This window comes from Microbacterium sp. LWH13-1.2, from assembly GCF_038397735.1.
GTDB lineage: Bacteria > Actinomycetota > Actinomycetes > Actinomycetales > Microbacteriaceae > Microbacterium.
In genome coordinates this window covers 3,330,463-3,347,105 of the sequence record NZ_CP151635.1, presented here as the reverse complement: position 1 = coordinate 3,347,105, position 16,643 = coordinate 3,330,463, and the positions used below count along the sequence as shown (strand labels likewise).

15 protein-coding genes are annotated in these 16,643 nt (G+C 68.0%); 8 read left to right on the top strand and 7 right to left on the bottom strand.

Annotated features, from left to right (window positions below; translation table 11 throughout):
• Window positions 1-120 precede the first annotated feature (120 nt).
• On the top strand, window positions 121-1,749 hold the full coding sequence (gene pknB / locus MRBLWH13_RS16135) for a Stk1 family PASTA domain-containing Ser/Thr kinase (RefSeq protein WP_341958340.1): 1,629 nt from the start codon (window positions 121-123) through the stop codon (window positions 1,747-1,749).
• Here the strand turns inward: pknB and MRBLWH13_RS16130 are convergent.
• The 3 genes from MRBLWH13_RS16130 to MRBLWH13_RS16120 are packed head-to-tail and all read right to left on the bottom strand — an operon-like array spanning window position 1,728 to window position 3,352.
• Entirely contained in the window at window positions 1,728-2,384 is a 657-nt protein-coding gene (locus MRBLWH13_RS16130) for an aminodeoxychorismate/anthranilate synthase component II (protein WP_341955930.1), read from the bottom strand. The two genes, pknB and MRBLWH13_RS16130, sit on opposite strands and share 22 nt — an antisense overlap.
• Window positions 2,381-2,536, bottom strand: a complete 156-nt coding sequence (locus MRBLWH13_RS16125) for a hypothetical protein (protein ID WP_042541024.1) — start codon at window positions 2,534-2,536, stop codon at window positions 2,381-2,383. The genes MRBLWH13_RS16130 and MRBLWH13_RS16125 overlap by 4 nt, the downstream gene beginning before the upstream one ends.
• Window positions 2,537-2,557: 21 nt before the next feature.
• Complete coding sequence (locus MRBLWH13_RS16120) at window positions 2,558-3,352, bottom strand: class E sortase (protein ID WP_341955929.1); 795 nt, start codon at window positions 3,350-3,352, stop codon at window positions 2,558-2,560.
• 86 nt (window positions 3,353-3,438) lie between these two features.
• Between MRBLWH13_RS16120 and MRBLWH13_RS16115 the strand changes: the two genes are divergently transcribed.
• Window positions 3,439-3,678 carry a cell division protein CrgA gene (locus tag MRBLWH13_RS16115; RefSeq protein ID WP_056310927.1) on the top strand — a complete coding sequence of 80 codons (240 nt, stop codon included), beginning with the start codon at window positions 3,439-3,441 and terminating at the stop codon, window positions 3,676-3,678.
• Between the two features lie 155 nt (window positions 3,679-3,833).
• Here the strand turns inward: MRBLWH13_RS16115 and MRBLWH13_RS16110 are convergent, their stop codons facing one another.
• A complete protein-coding gene (locus MRBLWH13_RS16110; protein ID WP_341955928.1) occupies window positions 3,834-4,736 on the bottom strand; it encodes a rhomboid family intramembrane serine protease in 903 nt (300 codons plus the stop codon).
• A 21-nt stretch (window positions 4,737-4,757) separates the two neighbouring features.
• On the bottom strand, window positions 4,758-5,315 hold the full coding sequence (locus MRBLWH13_RS16105; RefSeq protein WP_056511528.1) for a peptidylprolyl isomerase: 558 nt from the start codon (window positions 5,313-5,315) through the stop codon (window positions 4,758-4,760).
• A 145-nt stretch (window positions 5,316-5,460) separates the two neighbouring features.
• Here MRBLWH13_RS16105 and MRBLWH13_RS16100 point away from each other — a divergent pair, with 145 nt between their 5' ends.
• On the top strand, window positions 5,461-5,961 hold the full coding sequence (locus tag MRBLWH13_RS16100) for a DNA helicase (protein ID WP_341955927.1): 501 nt from the start codon (window positions 5,461-5,463) through the stop codon (window positions 5,959-5,961).
• 50 nt (window positions 5,962-6,011) lie between these two features.
• On the top strand, window positions 6,012-6,473 hold the full coding sequence (locus MRBLWH13_RS16095; protein WP_200934001.1) for a YbaK/EbsC family protein: 462 nt from the start codon (window positions 6,012-6,014) through the stop codon (window positions 6,471-6,473).
• A 19-nt stretch (window positions 6,474-6,492) separates the two neighbouring features.
• Here the strand turns inward: MRBLWH13_RS16095 and MRBLWH13_RS16090 are convergent, their stop codons facing one another.
• The gene (locus MRBLWH13_RS16090) at window positions 6,493-6,915 is read right to left on the bottom strand and encodes an NUDIX hydrolase (RefSeq protein WP_341955926.1); all 423 of its coding nucleotides are present in this window, start codon (window positions 6,913-6,915) and stop codon (window positions 6,493-6,495) included.
• 146 nt (window positions 6,916-7,061) lie between these two features.
• Between MRBLWH13_RS16090 and MRBLWH13_RS16085 the strand changes: the two genes are divergently transcribed.
• Both MRBLWH13_RS16085 and MRBLWH13_RS16080 read left to right on the top strand, forming a co-directional pair.
• A complete protein-coding gene (locus tag MRBLWH13_RS16085; RefSeq protein ID WP_341955925.1) occupies window positions 7,062-7,511 on the top strand; it encodes a DUF1801 domain-containing protein in 450 nt (149 codons plus the stop codon).
• A gap of 43 nt (window positions 7,512-7,554) precedes the next feature.
• Window positions 7,555-8,670 (top strand): Xaa-Pro peptidase family protein, encoded by a 1,116-nt coding sequence (locus MRBLWH13_RS16080; protein WP_341955924.1) that lies wholly within the window; start codon window positions 7,555-7,557, stop codon window positions 8,668-8,670.
• An 86-nt stretch (window positions 8,671-8,756) separates the two neighbouring features.
• Here MRBLWH13_RS16080 and MRBLWH13_RS16075 read toward each other — a convergent pair whose 3' ends face one another.
• Window positions 8,757-14,780: a GH92 family glycosyl hydrolase gene (locus tag MRBLWH13_RS16075; RefSeq protein WP_341955923.1), complete on the bottom strand. Its 6,024-nt coding sequence runs from the start codon at window positions 14,778-14,780 to the stop codon at window positions 8,757-8,759.
• A gap of 194 nt (window positions 14,781-14,974) precedes the next feature.
• Between MRBLWH13_RS16075 and MRBLWH13_RS16070 the strand changes: the two genes are divergently transcribed.
• Both MRBLWH13_RS16070 and MRBLWH13_RS16065 read left to right on the top strand, forming a co-directional pair.
• Window positions 14,975-16,018 carry a LacI family DNA-binding transcriptional regulator gene (locus MRBLWH13_RS16070; RefSeq protein WP_341955922.1) on the top strand — a complete coding sequence of 348 codons (1,044 nt, stop codon included), beginning with the start codon at window positions 14,975-14,977 and terminating at the stop codon, window positions 16,016-16,018.
• Window positions 16,019-16,085: 67 nt separating this feature from the next.
• Window positions 16,086-16,601: a DUF3253 domain-containing protein gene (locus tag MRBLWH13_RS16065; protein ID WP_341955921.1), complete on the top strand. Its 516-nt coding sequence runs from the start codon at window positions 16,086-16,088 to the stop codon at window positions 16,599-16,601.
• Window positions 16,602-16,643 lie beyond the last annotated feature (42 nt).

Here is a 16,643-nt window from a genome sequence, read left to right as displayed (position 1 = left end):
CCGCGCGCAACGTAGTCTGGGACAATTCATCAGGTCGTATCAGGGGGTCAGTACGTGTCGACAGAGCAACGCGTTCTCGCGGGTCGCTACCGCGTCGACGAGCTCATCGGGCACGGCGGCATGGCGAAGGTGTACCGCGGGTACGACCTGACCCTCGGCCGCGCCGTCGCCATCAAGATCCTCGACCCCGAGCTCGCCCGCGATACCGCGTTCCGCACGCGCTTCCGTCTGGAGGCGCAGTCGGCCTCCCGCATGTCCCACCCCTCGATCGTGCGGGTATACGACGCGGGCGACCCGTCGACCACCGACAGCAGCACGGATGAGCCTCCGTACATCGTGATGGAGCTGATCAGCGGCACGCTGCTGAAGGACATCATCGCGAAGGGCCCCGTGCCCGTCGAAGACGCCGTTCGCTACGTCGACGGCATCCTCGAGGCCCTCGACTACTCGCACCGCGCGGGCGTCGTGCACCGCGACATCAAGCCGGGCAACGTCATGGTCACCGACAAGGGCCAGGTCAAGGTCATGGACTTCGGCATCGCCCGAGCCGTGTCCGACTCGTCGTCCACGGTCGCCGAGACCACGCAGATCATCGGCACCGCCGCGTACTTCTCGCCCGAGCAGGCCAAGGGCGAGCCCGTCGACGCACGGGCCGACCTCTACTCGACCGGTGTCGTGCTCTATGAGCTGCTCACAGGACGCCAGCCGTTCCGCGGCGAATCCCCCGTGGCCGTCGCCTACCAGCATGTCAGCGAGACCCCGGTCCCGCCGACCGAGGTGAACGAGGACTCTCCCGGGGCCCTCGACCCGATCGTGCTGCGCGCACTCGCGAAGGACCCTTACCAGCGGTATCCGGATGCTGCGCACTTCCGCGCCGCGCTGGACTCCGCGGTCTCGGGTCAGGCGCCGAGCCGCAAGGAGCTCGGTGCTCTCACGAGCGAGCTCTACGGCCCCAGCCCGCGTGCGGCGCAGGAGACCGCCCGCTCGCTGCGGCAGCTGAGCACCGACACGACCATGGCGCGCACGCAGTCCGGTCCGCCCGTCGCGTGGATCTGGGCCGGTGTCGCGCTGCTGGCCGTGCTGCTGGCGTCCGTGCTGTTCTGGGTCTGGACGATCAGCATGCGCCCCGACGAGATTCCCTCGAGCTCACGTGTCGTGCCGGATCTCGTCAACGTCTCATCCGAGCGCGCTCAGGAAGACCTCGGCAGACTCGACCTCACAGCCAAGCTCGTGCTCGAGTCGAGCAGCGACATCGTCGAGGGCAACGTGATCCGCACCGATCCCGAGGGCGGCACAGCCGTCAGCGAGGGCGATTCGGTCACGGTCTACGTGTCGTCGGGCAAGGAGACGGTTGTGGTCCCGGTGTTGGAGGGGCTGTCGCTCTCCGCTGCCAAGGATGCTCTGGCCGCCGCCGGGCTCCAACTCGGCACCGTGATACAACGAAACGACAAGGGCCTGGCGGCCGAGACCGTCATGGAGGCCAGCGAGACCGCCGAGAGCGAGGTCGCACCGAAGACGGTCGTGAACCTCGTGGTCGCGAGCGGTCGCGTCACGCTGACGGACGTCACCGGCTGGACGATGGAGGCCGCCCAGGCCGAACTCGAACGCATCGGTCTGACCGCGAGCCCCGTCGAGCTGACGGACTGCGCGCCGACGAACCCACCCACCGTGGCGTCGATGTCGGCCGCCCCCGGTGACGTGGCGATCGGCTCGACGGTCGAGCTGCGCTACTGCGTCGCCGCGGGCTGATCGGGCCGCGACAGCGGATTCAGGCCGACGGAGCGCGCCACGGCGTCCTCGTCGCCGCACAGCTCGAGCCAGTTCGCGAGCAGCCGGTAGCCGCCCTCGGTGAGCACGCTCTCGGGGTGGAACTGCACGCCGAGGATCGGCAGGTCGGTATGGGCGAGCGCCATGACGGTTCCGCTCTCGGTGCGCGCGGTGACGATCACGTCGTCCGGGAGCGCCGACGCGGCCACCGCGAGCGAATGGTAGCGTCCGACATCGAACGGTGAGGGTATGCCGGCGAACAGCGCCGACCCGTCGTGGGTGACCCGCGAGACCATCCCGTGCATCAGCTCGGGGGCCTCCGTCACCGGGGTGCCGAACGCCTCGCCGATCGCCTGGTGCCCGAGGCACACGCCCAGCAGCGGCATCCGGAGTCGCGCTGCGATGCGAACCGCGTCGAGCGACGCTCCGGCATCCGCGGGTCTGCCGGGTCCTGGCGAGAGCATGAGGGCGTCGAACCCGGGGAGCAGCTCATCGAGTCCGGCGGCGTCCGTGGCATCCGCTTCTATCAGCGTCACGTCGGCGCCGAGCTCGCGGAGGTACCCGACGAGGGTGTGCACGAAGCTGTCGTGATTGTCCACGACGAGCACGCGGATCATTCGAGGTCGACCTCACCCGGCGTGATGAGGGGGCTCACCCAGGGGAACACGAACCAGAACAGTCCGTAGAGCACAGCAGCGATCAGGACGAGCAGGAAGAACAGCTTGAGCCACCACGGACCGGGCAGCAGGCGCCAGAGTGCGGCGTACATGGGTCGTCTCGTTCCGTTCGGCTAGATCGACGGCGCAGCCGGCGGAGGGGGCGGGTCGGTGAGGGCCGCGGGCGGACCCTCGGCACGGGGCTGGAAGCTCTCGTACACCCCGTAGGCGACGATGCGCTCGGCAAGCGAGTAGAGCGGGGAGCAGGCGGTCAGCGTGATGTACTTCTCGCCGGTCTCGACTCCGGGCATCTGCGGGACGTCGAGGAGGACCTCGGTCTGGGTCGGCTTGACATACTCGAGGGTGCGGAAGCGGTAGGTGAACCACCCGTCGGGTGTCTCGACGACGATCGCGTCGCCGACCTGCAGCTTGTCGAGCTGGTTGAAGGGCTTTCCCCAGGTGGTGCGGTGGCCGGCCATGGCGAAGTTGCCGACCTCGCCGGGCATCTTCGAGTCCGTGTAGACGCCGATGCCGAGCTTGTCGAGCGTACGGGCACGGCTGGTGCCGCCGTAGATCCCGACGTTGTACTCGGATCCGAATCGAGGCACGTGCATCTGGCCCAGCAGCTGGGTGTCGGCCGGAGGCGCCGGGATCACCGGCTCGTAGATCGTCGTTCCGTCGTCGGTCTCGACGACGGGGGGCAGCTCGGGCGTGGGTCCGCTCGCCCACTCCTGCGAGACCGCTGCGCCCTCGTCGTTCTTCTGAGCGCTGATGATGATGTCGCCGATCCACATCTGCCACGCGACGAACAGGAGCACAAGCACACCTGCGGTGAGCAGGAGCTCACCGAGCACGCTCGTGAAAGTGGCGCGCGATCGAGGGCGGCGGCGGTGTGCACGTCGCTCCCCCGAGACGACGGATGCAGTCATGGCGCGATCCTATCCCGCTGACCTGAAGTCCAGCCGTGGTCGCCTGATTTTCCGTGGGTTATAGGTCTTTTGGGTACACTGTGGGAATGGCACGCGACCGCAAGACCGAAGAACCCGAAGCTCCGCGCAGCGAAGGCGAAGCCGCACCCAACGCCGTGTGGTTCAAGCCGGTGATGGTCGGCTTCATGCTGCTGGGTCTGGCGTGGATCCTCGTGTTCTACATCTCGGGCATGCAGTTCCCGATTCCGGGTCTCGACAATTGGAACCTCGCGATCGGCTTGGGCATCGCCCTGATCGGCTTCCTCATGACCACGCGCTGGCGCTGACGCCCGCCCCTCTTCGTCAGAAGGCCCCTCTCGTCTCGGCGAGAGGGGCCTTCTCTGTTCCGTCGACCGAGAGTTATCCACAGGTTATCCCCAACATGGGGAGAATTACACAGATGTTATTCACACCCGTTAACAACCCTGTTAACAACCCTTGATCAGGAGTAAACCGTCGCGATCAGGAACGGAGGCAGGAAGGCGACGATCAGAACCAGTGTCACGACGACCGCTGCGAGCAGCACGATCTGCAGTGTTCGCTGCTCTCGGCGTCGAGTGCGGGTGAGGATGAAGGCGACGAGCGCACCGACGATCACACCGCCGAGGTGCGCCTGCCAGGCGATGTTCTGTTGGAACACGAAGCCGATGACGAAGTTGATGCCGAGGATCACCAGGATCCCGGTCACGTTCGCGCCGATGTGTCGGCCGATGATGAGCAGGGCGGCCATCAGGCCGAAGACCGCTCCAGAGGCGCCGACTGTGGCGCCCGACGGGTCGAGCACGGCGAGCGCGACCGAGCCGCCGAGGCCGCTGATCAGGTAGAGCGACAGGAATCGCACCCGACCGAGCATGGGCTCGAGGCTCTGCCCCAGCATCCACAGGGCGAGCATGTTCAGCGCGAGATGCAGGAACCCGCCGTGGGCGAAGACAGCGGTGAGAAGTCTCCATGGCTCGAAGGGAAGGAGCGAGAGATCGGGGTACAGGTACCTCGGGGCGAACAGCAGCTGCTGCGTGATGAGATCGCCGACACCGGGAATCAGCTGAAGCAGCCCGATGAACGACGTGACCGCCAGCAGCACATAGGTGACCATCGGCCGGCCGCTGCGCACGGTGGCTGTCGCGGTGTTGCGCCCGCCCCAGCGGCGCTCGGCCTTCTTCTGGGCGGGGGTGCGGTTCTTGCGCTCTGCGGCCATGCACTCGGGGCAGATGACCCCGACGGCTGCCTGGGTCTGGCACTCGGGGCAGATGGTGCGCAGGCACCGCTGGCAGAGCACGAAGCTCTGCCGATCCGGATGCCGGTAGCAGAAGTTGTCGCGGTTGTCCGCGAACTCAGGCGTCGTCATCCGGATCGGCCAGCGTCGGCGTCAGGCCGCGACGATGTCGATCGACTGCAGCACGACCGGCTCGATCGGGCGGTCGCCCGCTGCGGTCGGCACGGCGGCGATGGCGTCGACGACGGCCTTGGAGGCGTCATCGGCGACCTCGCCGAAGATCGTGTGCTTTCCCTGGAGCCAGGGGGTGGGATCGGTCGTGATGAAGAACTGCGAGCCGTTGGTGCCTTCGGCCTTGCCGGTGATGGCGTTGCGACGCAGGCCCGCGTTGGCCATGGCGAGGATGTAGGGCTCGTTGAAGTTGAGCTCCATGTTGATCTCGTCGTCGAAGTTGTAGCCGGGGCCGCCGACGCCCTGTCCGAGCGGGTCGCCGCCCTGGATCATGAAGTTCGGGATGATGCGGTGGAAGATGACGTCCGAGTAGAGCGCGCCCTCGCCCGGCTTGCCGGTGGCGGGGTCGGTCCAGGACTGGGTGCCGTCGGCCAGGCCGACGAAGTTCTTGACCGTCTTCGGAGCGTGATCGCCGAAGAGGTTGATGACGATGTCACCGTGGTTGGTGTGCAGGGTTGCGACATGAGAAGCGTGAGCCATGCACTCATTCTCGCAGAGCTTCCCATGAGTTGGCCCGCCACTATCGCTGTTCAGCCCTCGGCGCAAGGGTTCGGCGATTCCCTCCCCCCATCCAGGGTCGCGTGGCAAGATGGGGAACCCGTACTCCAATCGACAGGAGAGCATCGTGAGCATCAGCCGCAAGCGGAAGAAGGAACTGCGTCGTCTTCAGGCCGACGCTAACCAGCTGTGGGAGAACCAGCAGGTCCTGGTCGGCCACGCCGCCGACGTCGCCCGCGAGGCCGGACGCCAGCTCGGCCACTTCGGCCGCGAGCAGGTCGGTCCTGTCGTGCAGGACACCTACAACCGTCGCGTCGCGCCGGTCGTCGACCGCGGGGTGCGCTTCGGCCACCACGTCGTCGATGACAAGGTCGTCCCGATCGTCGGCGGTGTCGTCGGCACCGCGCTCACCGCGTGGGACATCGCGAACGCCAAGCGCGAGGGTGTCGTCAAAAAGGTCAAGAAGGCCACCCAGCCCGAGCCCAAGGGTCCGAGCGTCGGTTCGGTCATCGCCCTGATCCTCGGAGTCGCCGCGGCCGCAGGCGTCCTCTACGCCGCCTGGCAGGCACTGCGCGCCGATGACGAGCTCTGGGTCGCAGACGACCCGCTCTCCGCTCCCGACGCGTGACCTCGACATCGGAGTCCCCGGCCGCTGAGCCGGGTGATCTCCATGCTCGGGTGAGGGATGCCGCGGCTTCACGCGGCCTCGACATCGAGATCCGCGAGCGGCCCGCCGCTCGCAGTCTCTTCGAGGCCGCGGAGCTGCTCGGCATCCTTCCCTCCGGGATCGTGAAGACGCTCGTCGTCAAGCGATCCGACGACACCTACTTGTTCGCGCTGGTTCCAGGCGGCCGGTCGATCTCGTGGCCCAAGCTGCGTGCGGTCGTCGGTGTCAACAAGCTCCGTCTGCCCGAGCCCGATCTCGCCCTCGCGGCGACCGGCTACGAGCGCGGCACGATCGTCCCGATCGGCAGCACCACCGACTGGCCCGTGTTCGCGGACGAGTCCATCGTGGGCCAGCGCATCGCGATGGGTGCCGGAGCACACGGGTACAGCCTCTTCGTCGACGCCGACGACCTGATCTCGGCCTACGGCGCGACCGTCGCCGACATCTCGGTGCCCGAAGAGCCCCGCGACTGACCTCCGTCGCGCGCTCTCGTCAGAGGATTCCGGCCATCCGCAGCGCGATGTCGACGAGCTTGACGCGCTGCAGCTCGGCGACCGACTTGCGCGTGAACCACTCGGCCATGTCGGTGGAGCCGTCGGTCTCGAAGCTCAGCTTTCCTCCGCTGACCGTCGCCCGGTAGACGATGCGAAGCGTGTGCAGCGGCTGATCTGATGGGGTCACGCGCTGACCTGCCGGGATCACTCGCGAATGGATGCCGAGCAGCTCGCCGACCTTGACGGTGTAGCCGGTCTCCTCACGGAGCTCCCGTCGGACCGCGTCCTCCGGAGCCTCGCCGGGCTCCAGACCGCCGCCGGGCATGGTCCACGCGACCCGGCGTCCCTCGATCCAGCGCGCCAGAAGTATGCGTCCGTCGTCATCGGTGACGACCGCGTATGCCGCGACCCGCATGTCCATGACCTCACACTAACGCCACGCCGATGCGCCCACGCCACCTGTGTCCGCGAGCCGCTCGCACATCGGTCAGGAATCGAGAAGCACAGCGGACCGCGGCATCCGTAGTGTGAGCAACATCGCAGTTCACCCCGTGAAAGGAGTCGGCCATGGCTGACAATGAGAAGAACTTCAGTGCCGAAGAACGAGAAGCCATGAAGGAGGCTGCTGCAGACAAGCGCAAGTCACGCTCGCGGGCGAAGAAGACGCCGGAGGAGGCCCGTGCCGAGGGAGTCGCCGACCTCGAGGCAGCCGTCGCGAAGCTTCCCGACGAGAAGGATCGCGAGCTCTCGCTGGCGCTGCACGCCCTCGTGACCGAGGTCGCCCCCGAACTAATGCCGCGTACGTATTACGGCATGCCGGCGTGGGGCAAGGACGGCAAGGTGCTCTGCTTCTTCCAGCCGGCGAGCAAGTTCAAGGTCCGTTACGGCACCTTCGGCTTCGAGCCGATCTCGAACCTCGACGACGGCACCATGTGGCCGACCGCGTACGCGCTGCTCGACCTCACTGCCGCCAACCGCGCTGTGCTCGCCGACCGCATCCGCCTCGCCGTCAGCTGAGTCGCCTATCCCGGGCGGCGGCCCGAGCAGTAGCGTGGATGCCGTGAGCACACCGCCGTTCCCCGCCTCCGTCTACGCCGCCCGACTCGAGCGCGCAGCATCCCTCGCCGCTGCCGGCGGCCTCGACGCCGTCATCGTGGGCCCTGGCCCCGATCTGCAGTATCTGGTCGGCGTCGAGGGCGACACGATCGAGCGACTGACCGCACTCGTTCTCGGACCGGGGTTCGCGCCCAGGATCATCGTGCCGCGGATGGAGCTCGCGAAGGTGCGCAGCACCGCTGTCGGTGAGCTCGGTATCGCGGTGTCCGACTGGGTGGACGGCGAGAAACCGTACGACCTCGTGGCTGCTGCCCTCGGCACGGTCACCCGCGTCGGGGTCTCCGATGCGCTCCCCGCCCTGCACGTCGTCCCTCTCGCCGAGCGGATCGGCGTGCGCGTCGAGCTCGCGACGCCCGTGCTGCGCGAGAGCCGCATGGTCAAGGATGCCGACGAGATCGCCGAGCTGCGAAAGGCCGGCGCGGCGATCGACGCCGTGCACCGGCGCGTCCCGGAGTGGCTGCGCGCCGGGCGCACCGAGCGAGAGGTGGCCGCCGACATCGCCGAGGCGATCGTCGCCGAGGGCCACCGCACGGTCGAGTTCGTGATCGTCGGCTCGGGTCCGAACGGCGCCGACCCGCATCACGAGGTGTCGGACCGGATGATCGACGACGGCGACATCGTGGTCGTCGACATCGGGGGAGCGGTGCCCAGCGGGTACAACTCCGACAGCACCAGGACGTACGTCGTCGGGACGCCCGACGTTGACGCCGCCGAGCGTATCGCCGTGCTCGTGCGCGCGCAGCAGGCGGCCGTCGACGCCGCTCGCCCCGGCGCGACGGCGCAGGAGGTGGATGCCGCCGCTCGACAGGTCCTGGCGGACGCCGGGCTCGGCGAGGCGTTCCTGCACCGCACCGGTCACGGCATCGGCGTCTCGGTGCACGAAGAGCCGTACATCGCACCGGGCAACGACCTCGTGCTGCGCGAGGGCATGGCGTTCAGCATCGAGCCCGGCATCTACTTCGCAGGGGAGTGGGGTGCGCGCATCGAGGACATCGTCGTCGTGACCGCTGACGGATGCGAGCGGCTGAACCTCGCGCCGCACGATCTCAGAGCCGTCTGACGACAGAGGCATTCTGACGACAGAGGCCGCCCACCCCCGGGGACGGGGTGGACGGCCTCTCTTTTTCTGGGGGAGTGGGGCAGGGGCTACGCCTCCACGCGCTGTCGGCGCATCACCAGCACGCCACCTGCGGCGAGGAGCAGGAGGAGCACCACGATCGCGGCGACCGGGACGACGCCTCCGGTGCCGGCGAGTCCGCCGCCTGCGGAAGCCGCAGCCGTGACCGTGAGGGGCGCTTGCGCACTCAGATCGGATGCTGCGCCGACGGCGATGAGCGTGTGGGCACCCACCTCCGCGTTCGCGGGCACCGTCACCTGGATGCGGAAGGCGCCCGTTCCGTCGGCGGTCGCCTGACCCAGTCGGATCGGCTCGGAGTGGAGCGTGATCGTGACGACCTCGCCCGCACCGAACCCGCGACCCGTGATCTCGAGGCTTCCGCCCTGGACCACGCTGCTCGCTCCGAGCACGAGCTCGGCGTCGAGCACCGGCGTGCTCCGCACGTCGATCGTGAGGGGCGCCGACTCCGACGGGCGGAAGGCGCCGGGGTCGGAGGGGACGAACCGTGCGACGAGGGTGTGCTCGCCCGAGGTCGCGATGGTGACATCGGCCGTGGCGGTGCCGGCCGAGACGCTCGCCGATCCGACGATCTGGTCGCCTTCGAGGAACTCGACCGTGCCGGCGGCAGCCGAGGGCTTCACGATGGCGATCAACGGGATCGATTCGCCCGCGACCGGGTCGTCCGACCCCGAGGCCAGCGTCACCGAGGTGTTCTTCGGAGCAGACGGATCGCCGACGACCAGGAGCGATGCCCTCGCCTCTACCTTCGACACGTCACCGAGGGCGACCACGGGGTGATCCCCGTCGACGGCATCCGACGGCACGACGATGTCGCCGCTGATCTCGCCATCCTGCCCGGCCTCCACGATCACGGGTTCCTCGGCGTCGATGCGGATCGCGACGTTCTCTCCTGCCGCGAAGCCGGTGCCCGTGATCGTGACCGTCTCTCCGGGTTCCGCCTGAGCGGGTGCCTGGATCTCAGGTGCGTACTCGGGCTCGGGATCGACCACCGCGATCTGCAGCTGCGCGTCGGCGGACTTCACACCGTCGTCCGCCGTGATCGTGACCGTGTAGGTGCCGGCCTTGGCATAGGTGTGCGTTCCGGTGATCGCGCCGTCGACGACCTCGACATGCGCGACGGGTGATCCGTCGCCCCAGTTGACGATCGCCGACGTCTCACCGGCGCCACCGGCGATCGTCGCCAGATCGGCGTCGAACTCCTCACCGGTGATCTGACCGCCCACCGTGCCCGCGGTGACCGTGAGGTCGGCGGTCGCCGAGCGGTCGCCGTCGGAGGCGAGCGCGAAGATGTGCACGCGGCCGTCGTTGAGCTGTCCCGGCTCCTTCGGCATCGTGATCGATTCGACAATCTTCGGTGCACCGGCTCCGTCCACCGCGAGGGTGATCGGGGCCGTCGCGTAGATCGCCGTGTTCTTCACGCTCGACTCGGCGCCGGTTCCCGAGAGTCGCCCTTCGGAGACCGTGAGCACGGTGTTGCCCTTGTAGGGGTTTCCGGATGCTCCGACCCAGTCGCCCAGGCTGATCATCACCTTCTGCTCTGTGCCGTCGCTGAAGTGCAGCGTCGCCTCGGAGTCTCGGTTGCTCTCGGTCGCGGTGCCGACGAACGCGATCTGCGTCGCACCGGAGCCGAGCGACACACGCACGTCCTGTCCTTCGCCCGTGATGTTGTCCGGTGCGCCCGCCGGCACGGCCGGGAGGTCGTACGTCAGCGTCGTGCCCGGCACGGTGAGGGTCTCGCCCTGAACGAAGCCGTCGGCGTTGATCTTGTCGCGGAAGTACCCGTGGCCCTGCGAATCGCAGTTCGCCGCGGTGACTCCCAGATCGCCGATGCAGACGTTGTTGAATGCTCCGACGAACGTCTCGTCGCGGAAGGCCGTGACGGTGGCTGTGGCCTGCGCCATCGCGCCGTTCGAGTCGCGCACCGTCACCACGGCCGAGTAGGTGCCGGGAGCGGTGAAGGTGTGCGGAGCGCTCACCTTCCATCCGCCCAGCGCATCGCGGGTCAACGCCACGTCCGTGACCTCCACGCCGTCGCCGTAGTCGACCGTGACGTCGTAGCCCGATGCATCCGTCTCCGTGCCGACGACCGTCGCGAGCGAGCCGGTGAACTCGGTGTCCACCGCCACCCGCTGCGGAGCGCCCGCCGCGACGGAGAGTCCGTCCGCCGAGGACGCGGAGGCGAACAGCTCGACCTCCGACAGCGACAGTGCGGGGCCGCCGGTCTTCGCCGTCAGCTTGACGCTCGTGTAGCCGCCTGTGCCCTTCGCCGTGAACGGCCGGGTCTGCGAGTCCCACGTGAAGGTCTCGCCCTCTCGACTGTCGAGCTCGGTCCAGGTGGTGCCGTCGATCGAGCCGGAGAGCGTCCAGCTCGACGGCGCGCTGCCCTTCGCCGCACTCGTCAGCGTGTACTGGCCGATCGAGACGGGCCCCGACTGCGAGGTCCAGACGAGCTCGGCGGTGTCGCCTGCGAATGTCACGGTCGAGTTCATGTTGTCGTCGACGAGCGATCCGACGGGAGTGCCGTCGGATGCTGCGAGGGTGCCACGGCCCGGCTTGGTCGCATCGACCAGGGTGGTCGGGATCTCGAGGTCCTCGTCGAGGGCCTTCGCGCCCCACGCCGAGGGGTCTGCGCTCATCGTGAAGTCGAGCGTGCCGCCCGAGCGCAGCAGATCTCCGTCGAAGGTCGTCTGGTCGATGGGCGTGCCGTTGATGCTGACGCCTGCCACGTAGTCCTTGCCGGACGATGCGCCCGCGGCGTTGATCACGAGGTCGGAGTCGCCGAGCGACAGCGTCGCGCTGTCGAACAGCGGGGTGCCGATCGTGTAGTCGCCCGAGCCCACCTCCAGCGGGTAGAAGCCGAGTGCCGAGAACACGTACCAGGCCGAGAACTCCCCGTTGTCCTCGTCACCCGGGTACCCCTGTCCGATGTCCGATCCGACGAAGAGTCGGTCCTGGATGTCGCGGATCAGCTCCTGCGCCCCCGACGGGTCGCCGGCTTCGGCGAGCACGTAGGGGATGTGGTGGGCGATCTGGTTCGACATCCCCAGCATCCCGAGCCGCACGTCTCGCGCCTCGCGCGCCTCGTGGATGCCGGAGTAGTCGGCCTTCTCACGCACGGTGAGGAACTCGTGCATCACGTCGACGAGCTCCTGGCGTCCTCCGTAGAGGGCGGCGAGTCCGTCGACGTCGTGCGGGGCGTGGAAGCCGAAGGTCCAGGCGCTCGCCTCGGTGAAGGCACCGCCCCAAGCCTTCTTGTCGAAGTCCGCACCCGACGTCCAGGAGCCGTCGGCGTTGCGCGAGGTGAAGGTACCTGCCTCGGGGTTGTACATCTCGACGTAGTGCTCGGCACGGGCCTCGAAGTACGTCGCCTCCTCCTTCAGCTGCTCGACACGGTCTGCAGGCGTGTTCGGGTCTTCGGAGAGCGCCTTGGCCATCTCGGCGATGCCGAAGTCGTTGATGTACCCCTCGAGACCCCACGATGCACTCTCGTGCGTGGTCTCCTCGGTGTACCCGAGGAAGATCGACTGCGCGAGGCCCTTTCGTCCCACGGCATTGGATGCCGGGAGCACCGTGGCGTTCTTCACCGCGGCGTCGTACGCCTCGAGTGCCGTGTCGGTCGTGAGCGCACCCGCGAGGTACGCGTCGGCGAAGGCGACGTCGGAACTCGTTCCCGTCATCAGATCGGCATAGCCGGGAGACGACCACCGCGCGACCCAGCCGCCGTCGCGATACTGCTGCACGAAACCGTCGACCAGTTCTTCCGTGACGTCGGGGTACAGCAGCGAATAGAGCGGCCACGCCGTGCGGTAGGTGTCCCAGAAGCCGTTGTTGACGTAGATCTTGCCGTCGACGATCTTGGCGTTCGTGTGGGTGTCGGATGCGGCTCCGGTCGTCGCCGATACGGGGCTCGCGTACTTGTAGACCGGGTTCGCCTCTGTTCCGGTGTTCTCGAACTGCGAGTTCGGGTACAGGTTCAGGCGGTAGAGGCTCGAGTACAGGGTGACGAGCTGGGTGTCGCTCGCGCCGACCACGTCGTGCACCACACCGAGGCGGTCGTTCCATGCGTCACGCACGGCGGCGTGCGCCTGGTCGAACGAGACTCCGGCGAGCTCGAACTCGTGGTTCTTCTCCGCCTGGTCCTGCGAGATGAACGACGACGAGAGCCGAAGCTCTACGGTGCGGTCGGTCGTTGTGTCGAAGGCCGCGTAGCGAGCTGTGCCGTTGCGGTCGCCCTGGGTGGTCGCTCCGGCCGTGGCCGGCTCCCTGTCGAACGTGCCGTACACGAACATGCGCGTGCGTCCGGGCCATCCGGATCCGCCGTCGACCCACCCCGACACCGTGTCGCCGCTGATCGTCAGCTTCGACGAGTTCACGAGCTGATCGATGAGGATCGAGCTCGTGTCGCCGGTGAACTCGAAGCGGTAGATCGCGCCGTGGTCGGTTGCCGTGACGTCGGTCCGGATGCCGTTGTCGAAGTCGACCGAGTAGATGTCCGGCCGAGCGGTCTCGTTCTCGTGGTGGAACGTGAGCCTGCGATCGTTGAGAGACGAGGTGGGGTTGCCGTTCGCCGCGGGCAGCACCGCGATCTGGTTGCGGTCTCCCATCCAGATGCTCGGCTGGTGCGAGAATCCGATGCCGTTGAGGGCAGGCAGGTTCTGCGCGTTGTTCGCCCGCTGGTACTGGTAGATCGTCCCGACGTTGTCGGCGTTGGTCATCGGGGTGATGAAGTTGAAGCCGTTCGGCCAGGCGGTCGCGGGAAGGTTGTTGCCGCGCGAGAAACCACCGGTCGAGTTGGTGCCTCGGCGCGTGTCGACGTACGACACGAGTCCGTCGGTGTCGTCGCGCTGCTCTGCCGCGCCGATCGCGACGTCGTCGAGCCAGCCGCTGAAGGCCGTGGCGCCCGTGGGAACCTCGACGCCCTTCACATCGGTGCCCGGGTGGTCGTAGCTGAAGACGATGTCATCGACGGTGCGCCCCGCGAACTGACCGAGATCGACGGTGACCTTGTTCCACTGATTCGGCCAGAGCACGTTGGCCTGGCCCTGCTGCCGTGCATTCGCCCCGTAGCCGTACGAGTCGACAGCGCCGCTGGTCGAGAGCCGGGTGCCGTCGTCGAATGTGAGATCGACAGCGACGAAGGTGGCGGCGTAGGTCTGCTCGCCGTCGAGCACGGGAAAGACGAGGTACGACAGCTCGCTGTCGCCCTCGACCGCGATGTCGACGCCGTCGTAGAGCACGCTCGTCGACGATGCGGGTCCGGCATCGAGGTGCCGGCCGACGTACTGCAGCGCCTTGGTGCCGGTGAAGCCCACACCGGTCTTGGCGGTGTCGGAGCTCGTGGGGCCGTTGCCGATCTGCAGCATCAGGTCGGACGCCTCGGGCGTCGCACCGGCCACGGCGATCGGTTCCCACCCCGCGAGCTGCACGATGTTCTTGCTCGGGGTCTTCGTGGCGAGCACGTCGAGACGGTAGTAGAGGTACTCGGTGCTCGGAGTCGCAAGTGTGAAGGTGCGCGTCTCGCCGCGGCCGGAGAACAGCTCTCCGCTGCGCTCGTCGACGGTCACCCAGTCGGTGCCGTTCGTCGACCCCTGCACCCGGAAGTCCTTCGGGTCGCGGTCGGGCTCGTCGTTGCCCGAGGTGAGCGTGTAGCTCGTCATCGGCTGGGGCGCTGCGAGCTGGTACTGCACCCATGCCGTGTTCGTGAACGCCAGCCACTTCGACGACGAGTTGCCGTCTGCGACGAATGCGGCGGCCTCGTTGGGCGTGTTCTGTGCCGAGGCGGTCACGGCGGTCACGTTGCCGAGCACGCTGCCCGGCGTGAAGCGGCTTCCGGTGACGTTGAGGGCCTCGCCCGTACCCACGAGAGCGGGAGCCGTGTCAGCGGCTTCGAACGACGACGCGAACGTCGTCTCGCCTGCCGCTGCCGTTGCCGAGATCGGCGTCAGCATGGCCAGGCCGACCGTGGCGGCGACGCCGGCTGCCGCCCACGAGCGGCGGGCGGATCGTGCGTTCCTGGGGCTGGGGACCCTCATGGTTGCTCCTCTGAACTCCACTGCAGTGTGTCGTCTGTCTGTCGCGGGCCGTCTCGGACCGCGTGACGATATGACATCGCTGTCATATGATGAGGACGCTATCACAGCGTGCGGGATGCAGGGAAGAGTCGTGGGCGAAGACGTACCGGCGATAATGAGCTATCCGGCCGAACGGGAAGGGGATGAGGGGACGCATGAACCGAACCGACGCAGGCGCCGCCGCGCCCCGCCCGACCCTCGCTCAGGTCGCCGCGCGTGCGGGCGTGAGCCTGAAGACGGCGTCGCGTGCGCTCGGCGGCGAGTCCTACGTCAGCGCGAAGACCCTCGCCAGCGTGCTCGCCGCCGCATCCGAACTCGACTACCAGCGCAATGCCGCCGCGAGTCTGCTGGCGAGCGGCCGGCTCGCCGACTCGATCGGGCTCATCACCGGAGACTTCACGAACCCGTTCTACTCGGCCCTCGCCCACGCGATCGAAGACGAGATCCGCACGCACGGCATGCACCTGTCGGTCGCGAACTCCCGCGAGTCCGCCGAACAGGAGCAGCGCGTCGCCCATGACCTCGCCGACAGGCAGACCAAGGCGGTCATCACCGTCTCGGCGATGCCCGACCACTCCGAGTACTCGCAGCTGCAGGCGAGGGGAATCCCGGTCGTCTTCGTCGATCGACCTGCCGAGAATCTCGCGGCCGACTCCGTCGTCTTCGACAACCGCGAGGGCGGACGACTCGCGGCGCGGCACCTGATCGACGCCGGTCACCGCCGCATCGCGTTCATCGGAGACTACGCGTGGCTTCCCACGTACCGACAGCGTCTCGCCGGCATGGGCGACGTGCTCGACGGCGAAGGGGCGCAATGGCGCGATCTGCTGCGCACCGATGCGCACGACGTGCCGTCGTCACGCGAGTGCATGCGTGAGCTTCTGACGCTCGATGACCCGCCCACCGCGGTCGTCGCGGGGAACAACCGCATCCTGCTCGGTGTGATGGAGGAGGTCGCTCCCGGTGACGATGCCCCGCGGCCCTCGGTGATCGGCTTCGACGAACCCGAGTGGGCTCGGGTGCTCGGCGTCAGCGTCGTGACCGGCGATGTCGAATCTCTCGGAAGGCAGGCCGCGCGGCTCGCGGTCGCCCGACTGAGCGATCGCTCGCGGCCGGTCGAGAACGTCGTGCTTCCGATGCGGCTCATCGAGCGGCGCTCGACCGGGAATCCATCACCGGTCAGGCCCCGCAGCGCCTGACCTGCCCGCCCCATCCGACTTCGTCAAGACCCTGGGGCGGTCGGGTCGGCGGAGGCAGACTGCTCGCATGGCATCCGACAGCAGCACACCACCCGACGAGAAGCCTGCTCCCGAGCGCACACCCGACGGTCACCACCTCATCATCGACGGCCGACGCTGGCGGGCCACCGATCCCTCGATCCCCGAAGGGTTCCGTCAGGAGTTGGTCGACGAGCTGATGGCGGCGCGACGAGCGGTGAAGTCCTCCGAGGTCGACGCGAGGCGTCGGGTGCATGACGCGAAGACGGCGCTCGGCGAGCGTGGAGCACCGTGGTGGGAGGACCGCACGGGCGGCGCGTTCGACGAACGCATCGCGGCGACGATCCGATCTCTCACTCGAAAGCGCGAGCAGTCATCGATCTGTCCGAGCGACGTCGCCCGCACCGTCGGCGGCGAGATCTGGCGCTCGCTCATGCCTGACGTGCGTCGAGTGGCGGCCGAGCTCGCCGACCATGACGAGATCGTGGTCACTCAGAAGGGCCGACCCGTGAGCATCCGCGAGGCCCGCGGACCGGTGCGGATCATCCGCGGACCGAAGATCTGAGCGCTATCCCCCGTACGCGTCCGCAGCATCGTCTCCGCAGCG

What these genes read in the sequence shown, in the direction of transcription:
- MRBLWH13_RS16120 (WP_341955929.1), bottom strand. Translation starts at nt 3,352, where the DNA reads ATGACTGCATCCGTCGTCTCGGGGGAGCGACGTGCACACCGCCGCCGC.
- MRBLWH13_RS16085 (WP_341955925.1), top strand. Translation starts at nt 7,062, where the DNA reads ATGGCTGACAATGAGAAGAACTTCAGTGCCGAAGAACGAGAAGCCATG.
- MRBLWH13_RS16075 (WP_341955923.1), bottom strand. Translation starts at nt 14,780, where the DNA reads ATGAGGGTCCCCAGCCCCAGGAACGCACGATCCGCCCGCCGCTCGTGG.
- pknB (WP_341958340.1), top strand. Translation starts at nt 121, where the DNA reads ATGGCGAAGGTGTACCGCGGGTACGACCTGACCCTCGGCCGCGCCGTC.
- MRBLWH13_RS16115 (WP_056310927.1), top strand. Translation starts at nt 3,439, where the DNA reads ATGGCACGCGACCGCAAGACCGAAGAACCCGAAGCTCCGCGCAGCGAA.
- MRBLWH13_RS16065 (WP_341955921.1), top strand. Translation starts at nt 16,086, where the DNA reads ATGGCATCCGACAGCAGCACACCACCCGACGAGAAGCCTGCTCCCGAG.
- MRBLWH13_RS16105 (WP_056511528.1), bottom strand. Translation starts at nt 5,315, where the DNA reads ATGGCTCACGCTTCTCATGTCGCAACCCTGCACACCAACCACGGTGAC.
- MRBLWH13_RS16110 (WP_341955928.1), bottom strand. Translation starts at nt 4,736, where the DNA reads ATGACGACGCCTGAGTTCGCGGACAACCGCGACAACTTCTGCTACCGG.
- MRBLWH13_RS16130 (WP_341955930.1), bottom strand. Translation starts at nt 2,384, where the DNA reads ATGATCCGCGTGCTCGTCGTGGACAATCACGACAGCTTCGTGCACACC.
- MRBLWH13_RS16090 (WP_341955926.1), bottom strand. Translation starts at nt 6,915, where the DNA reads ATGGACATGCGGGTCGCGGCATACGCGGTCGTCACCGATGACGACGGA.
- MRBLWH13_RS16070 (WP_341955922.1), top strand. Translation starts at nt 14,975, where the DNA reads ATGAACCGAACCGACGCAGGCGCCGCCGCGCCCCGCCCGACCCTCGCT.
- MRBLWH13_RS16125 (WP_042541024.1), bottom strand. Translation starts at nt 2,536, where the DNA reads ATGTACGCCGCACTCTGGCGCCTGCTGCCCGGTCCGTGGTGGCTCAAG.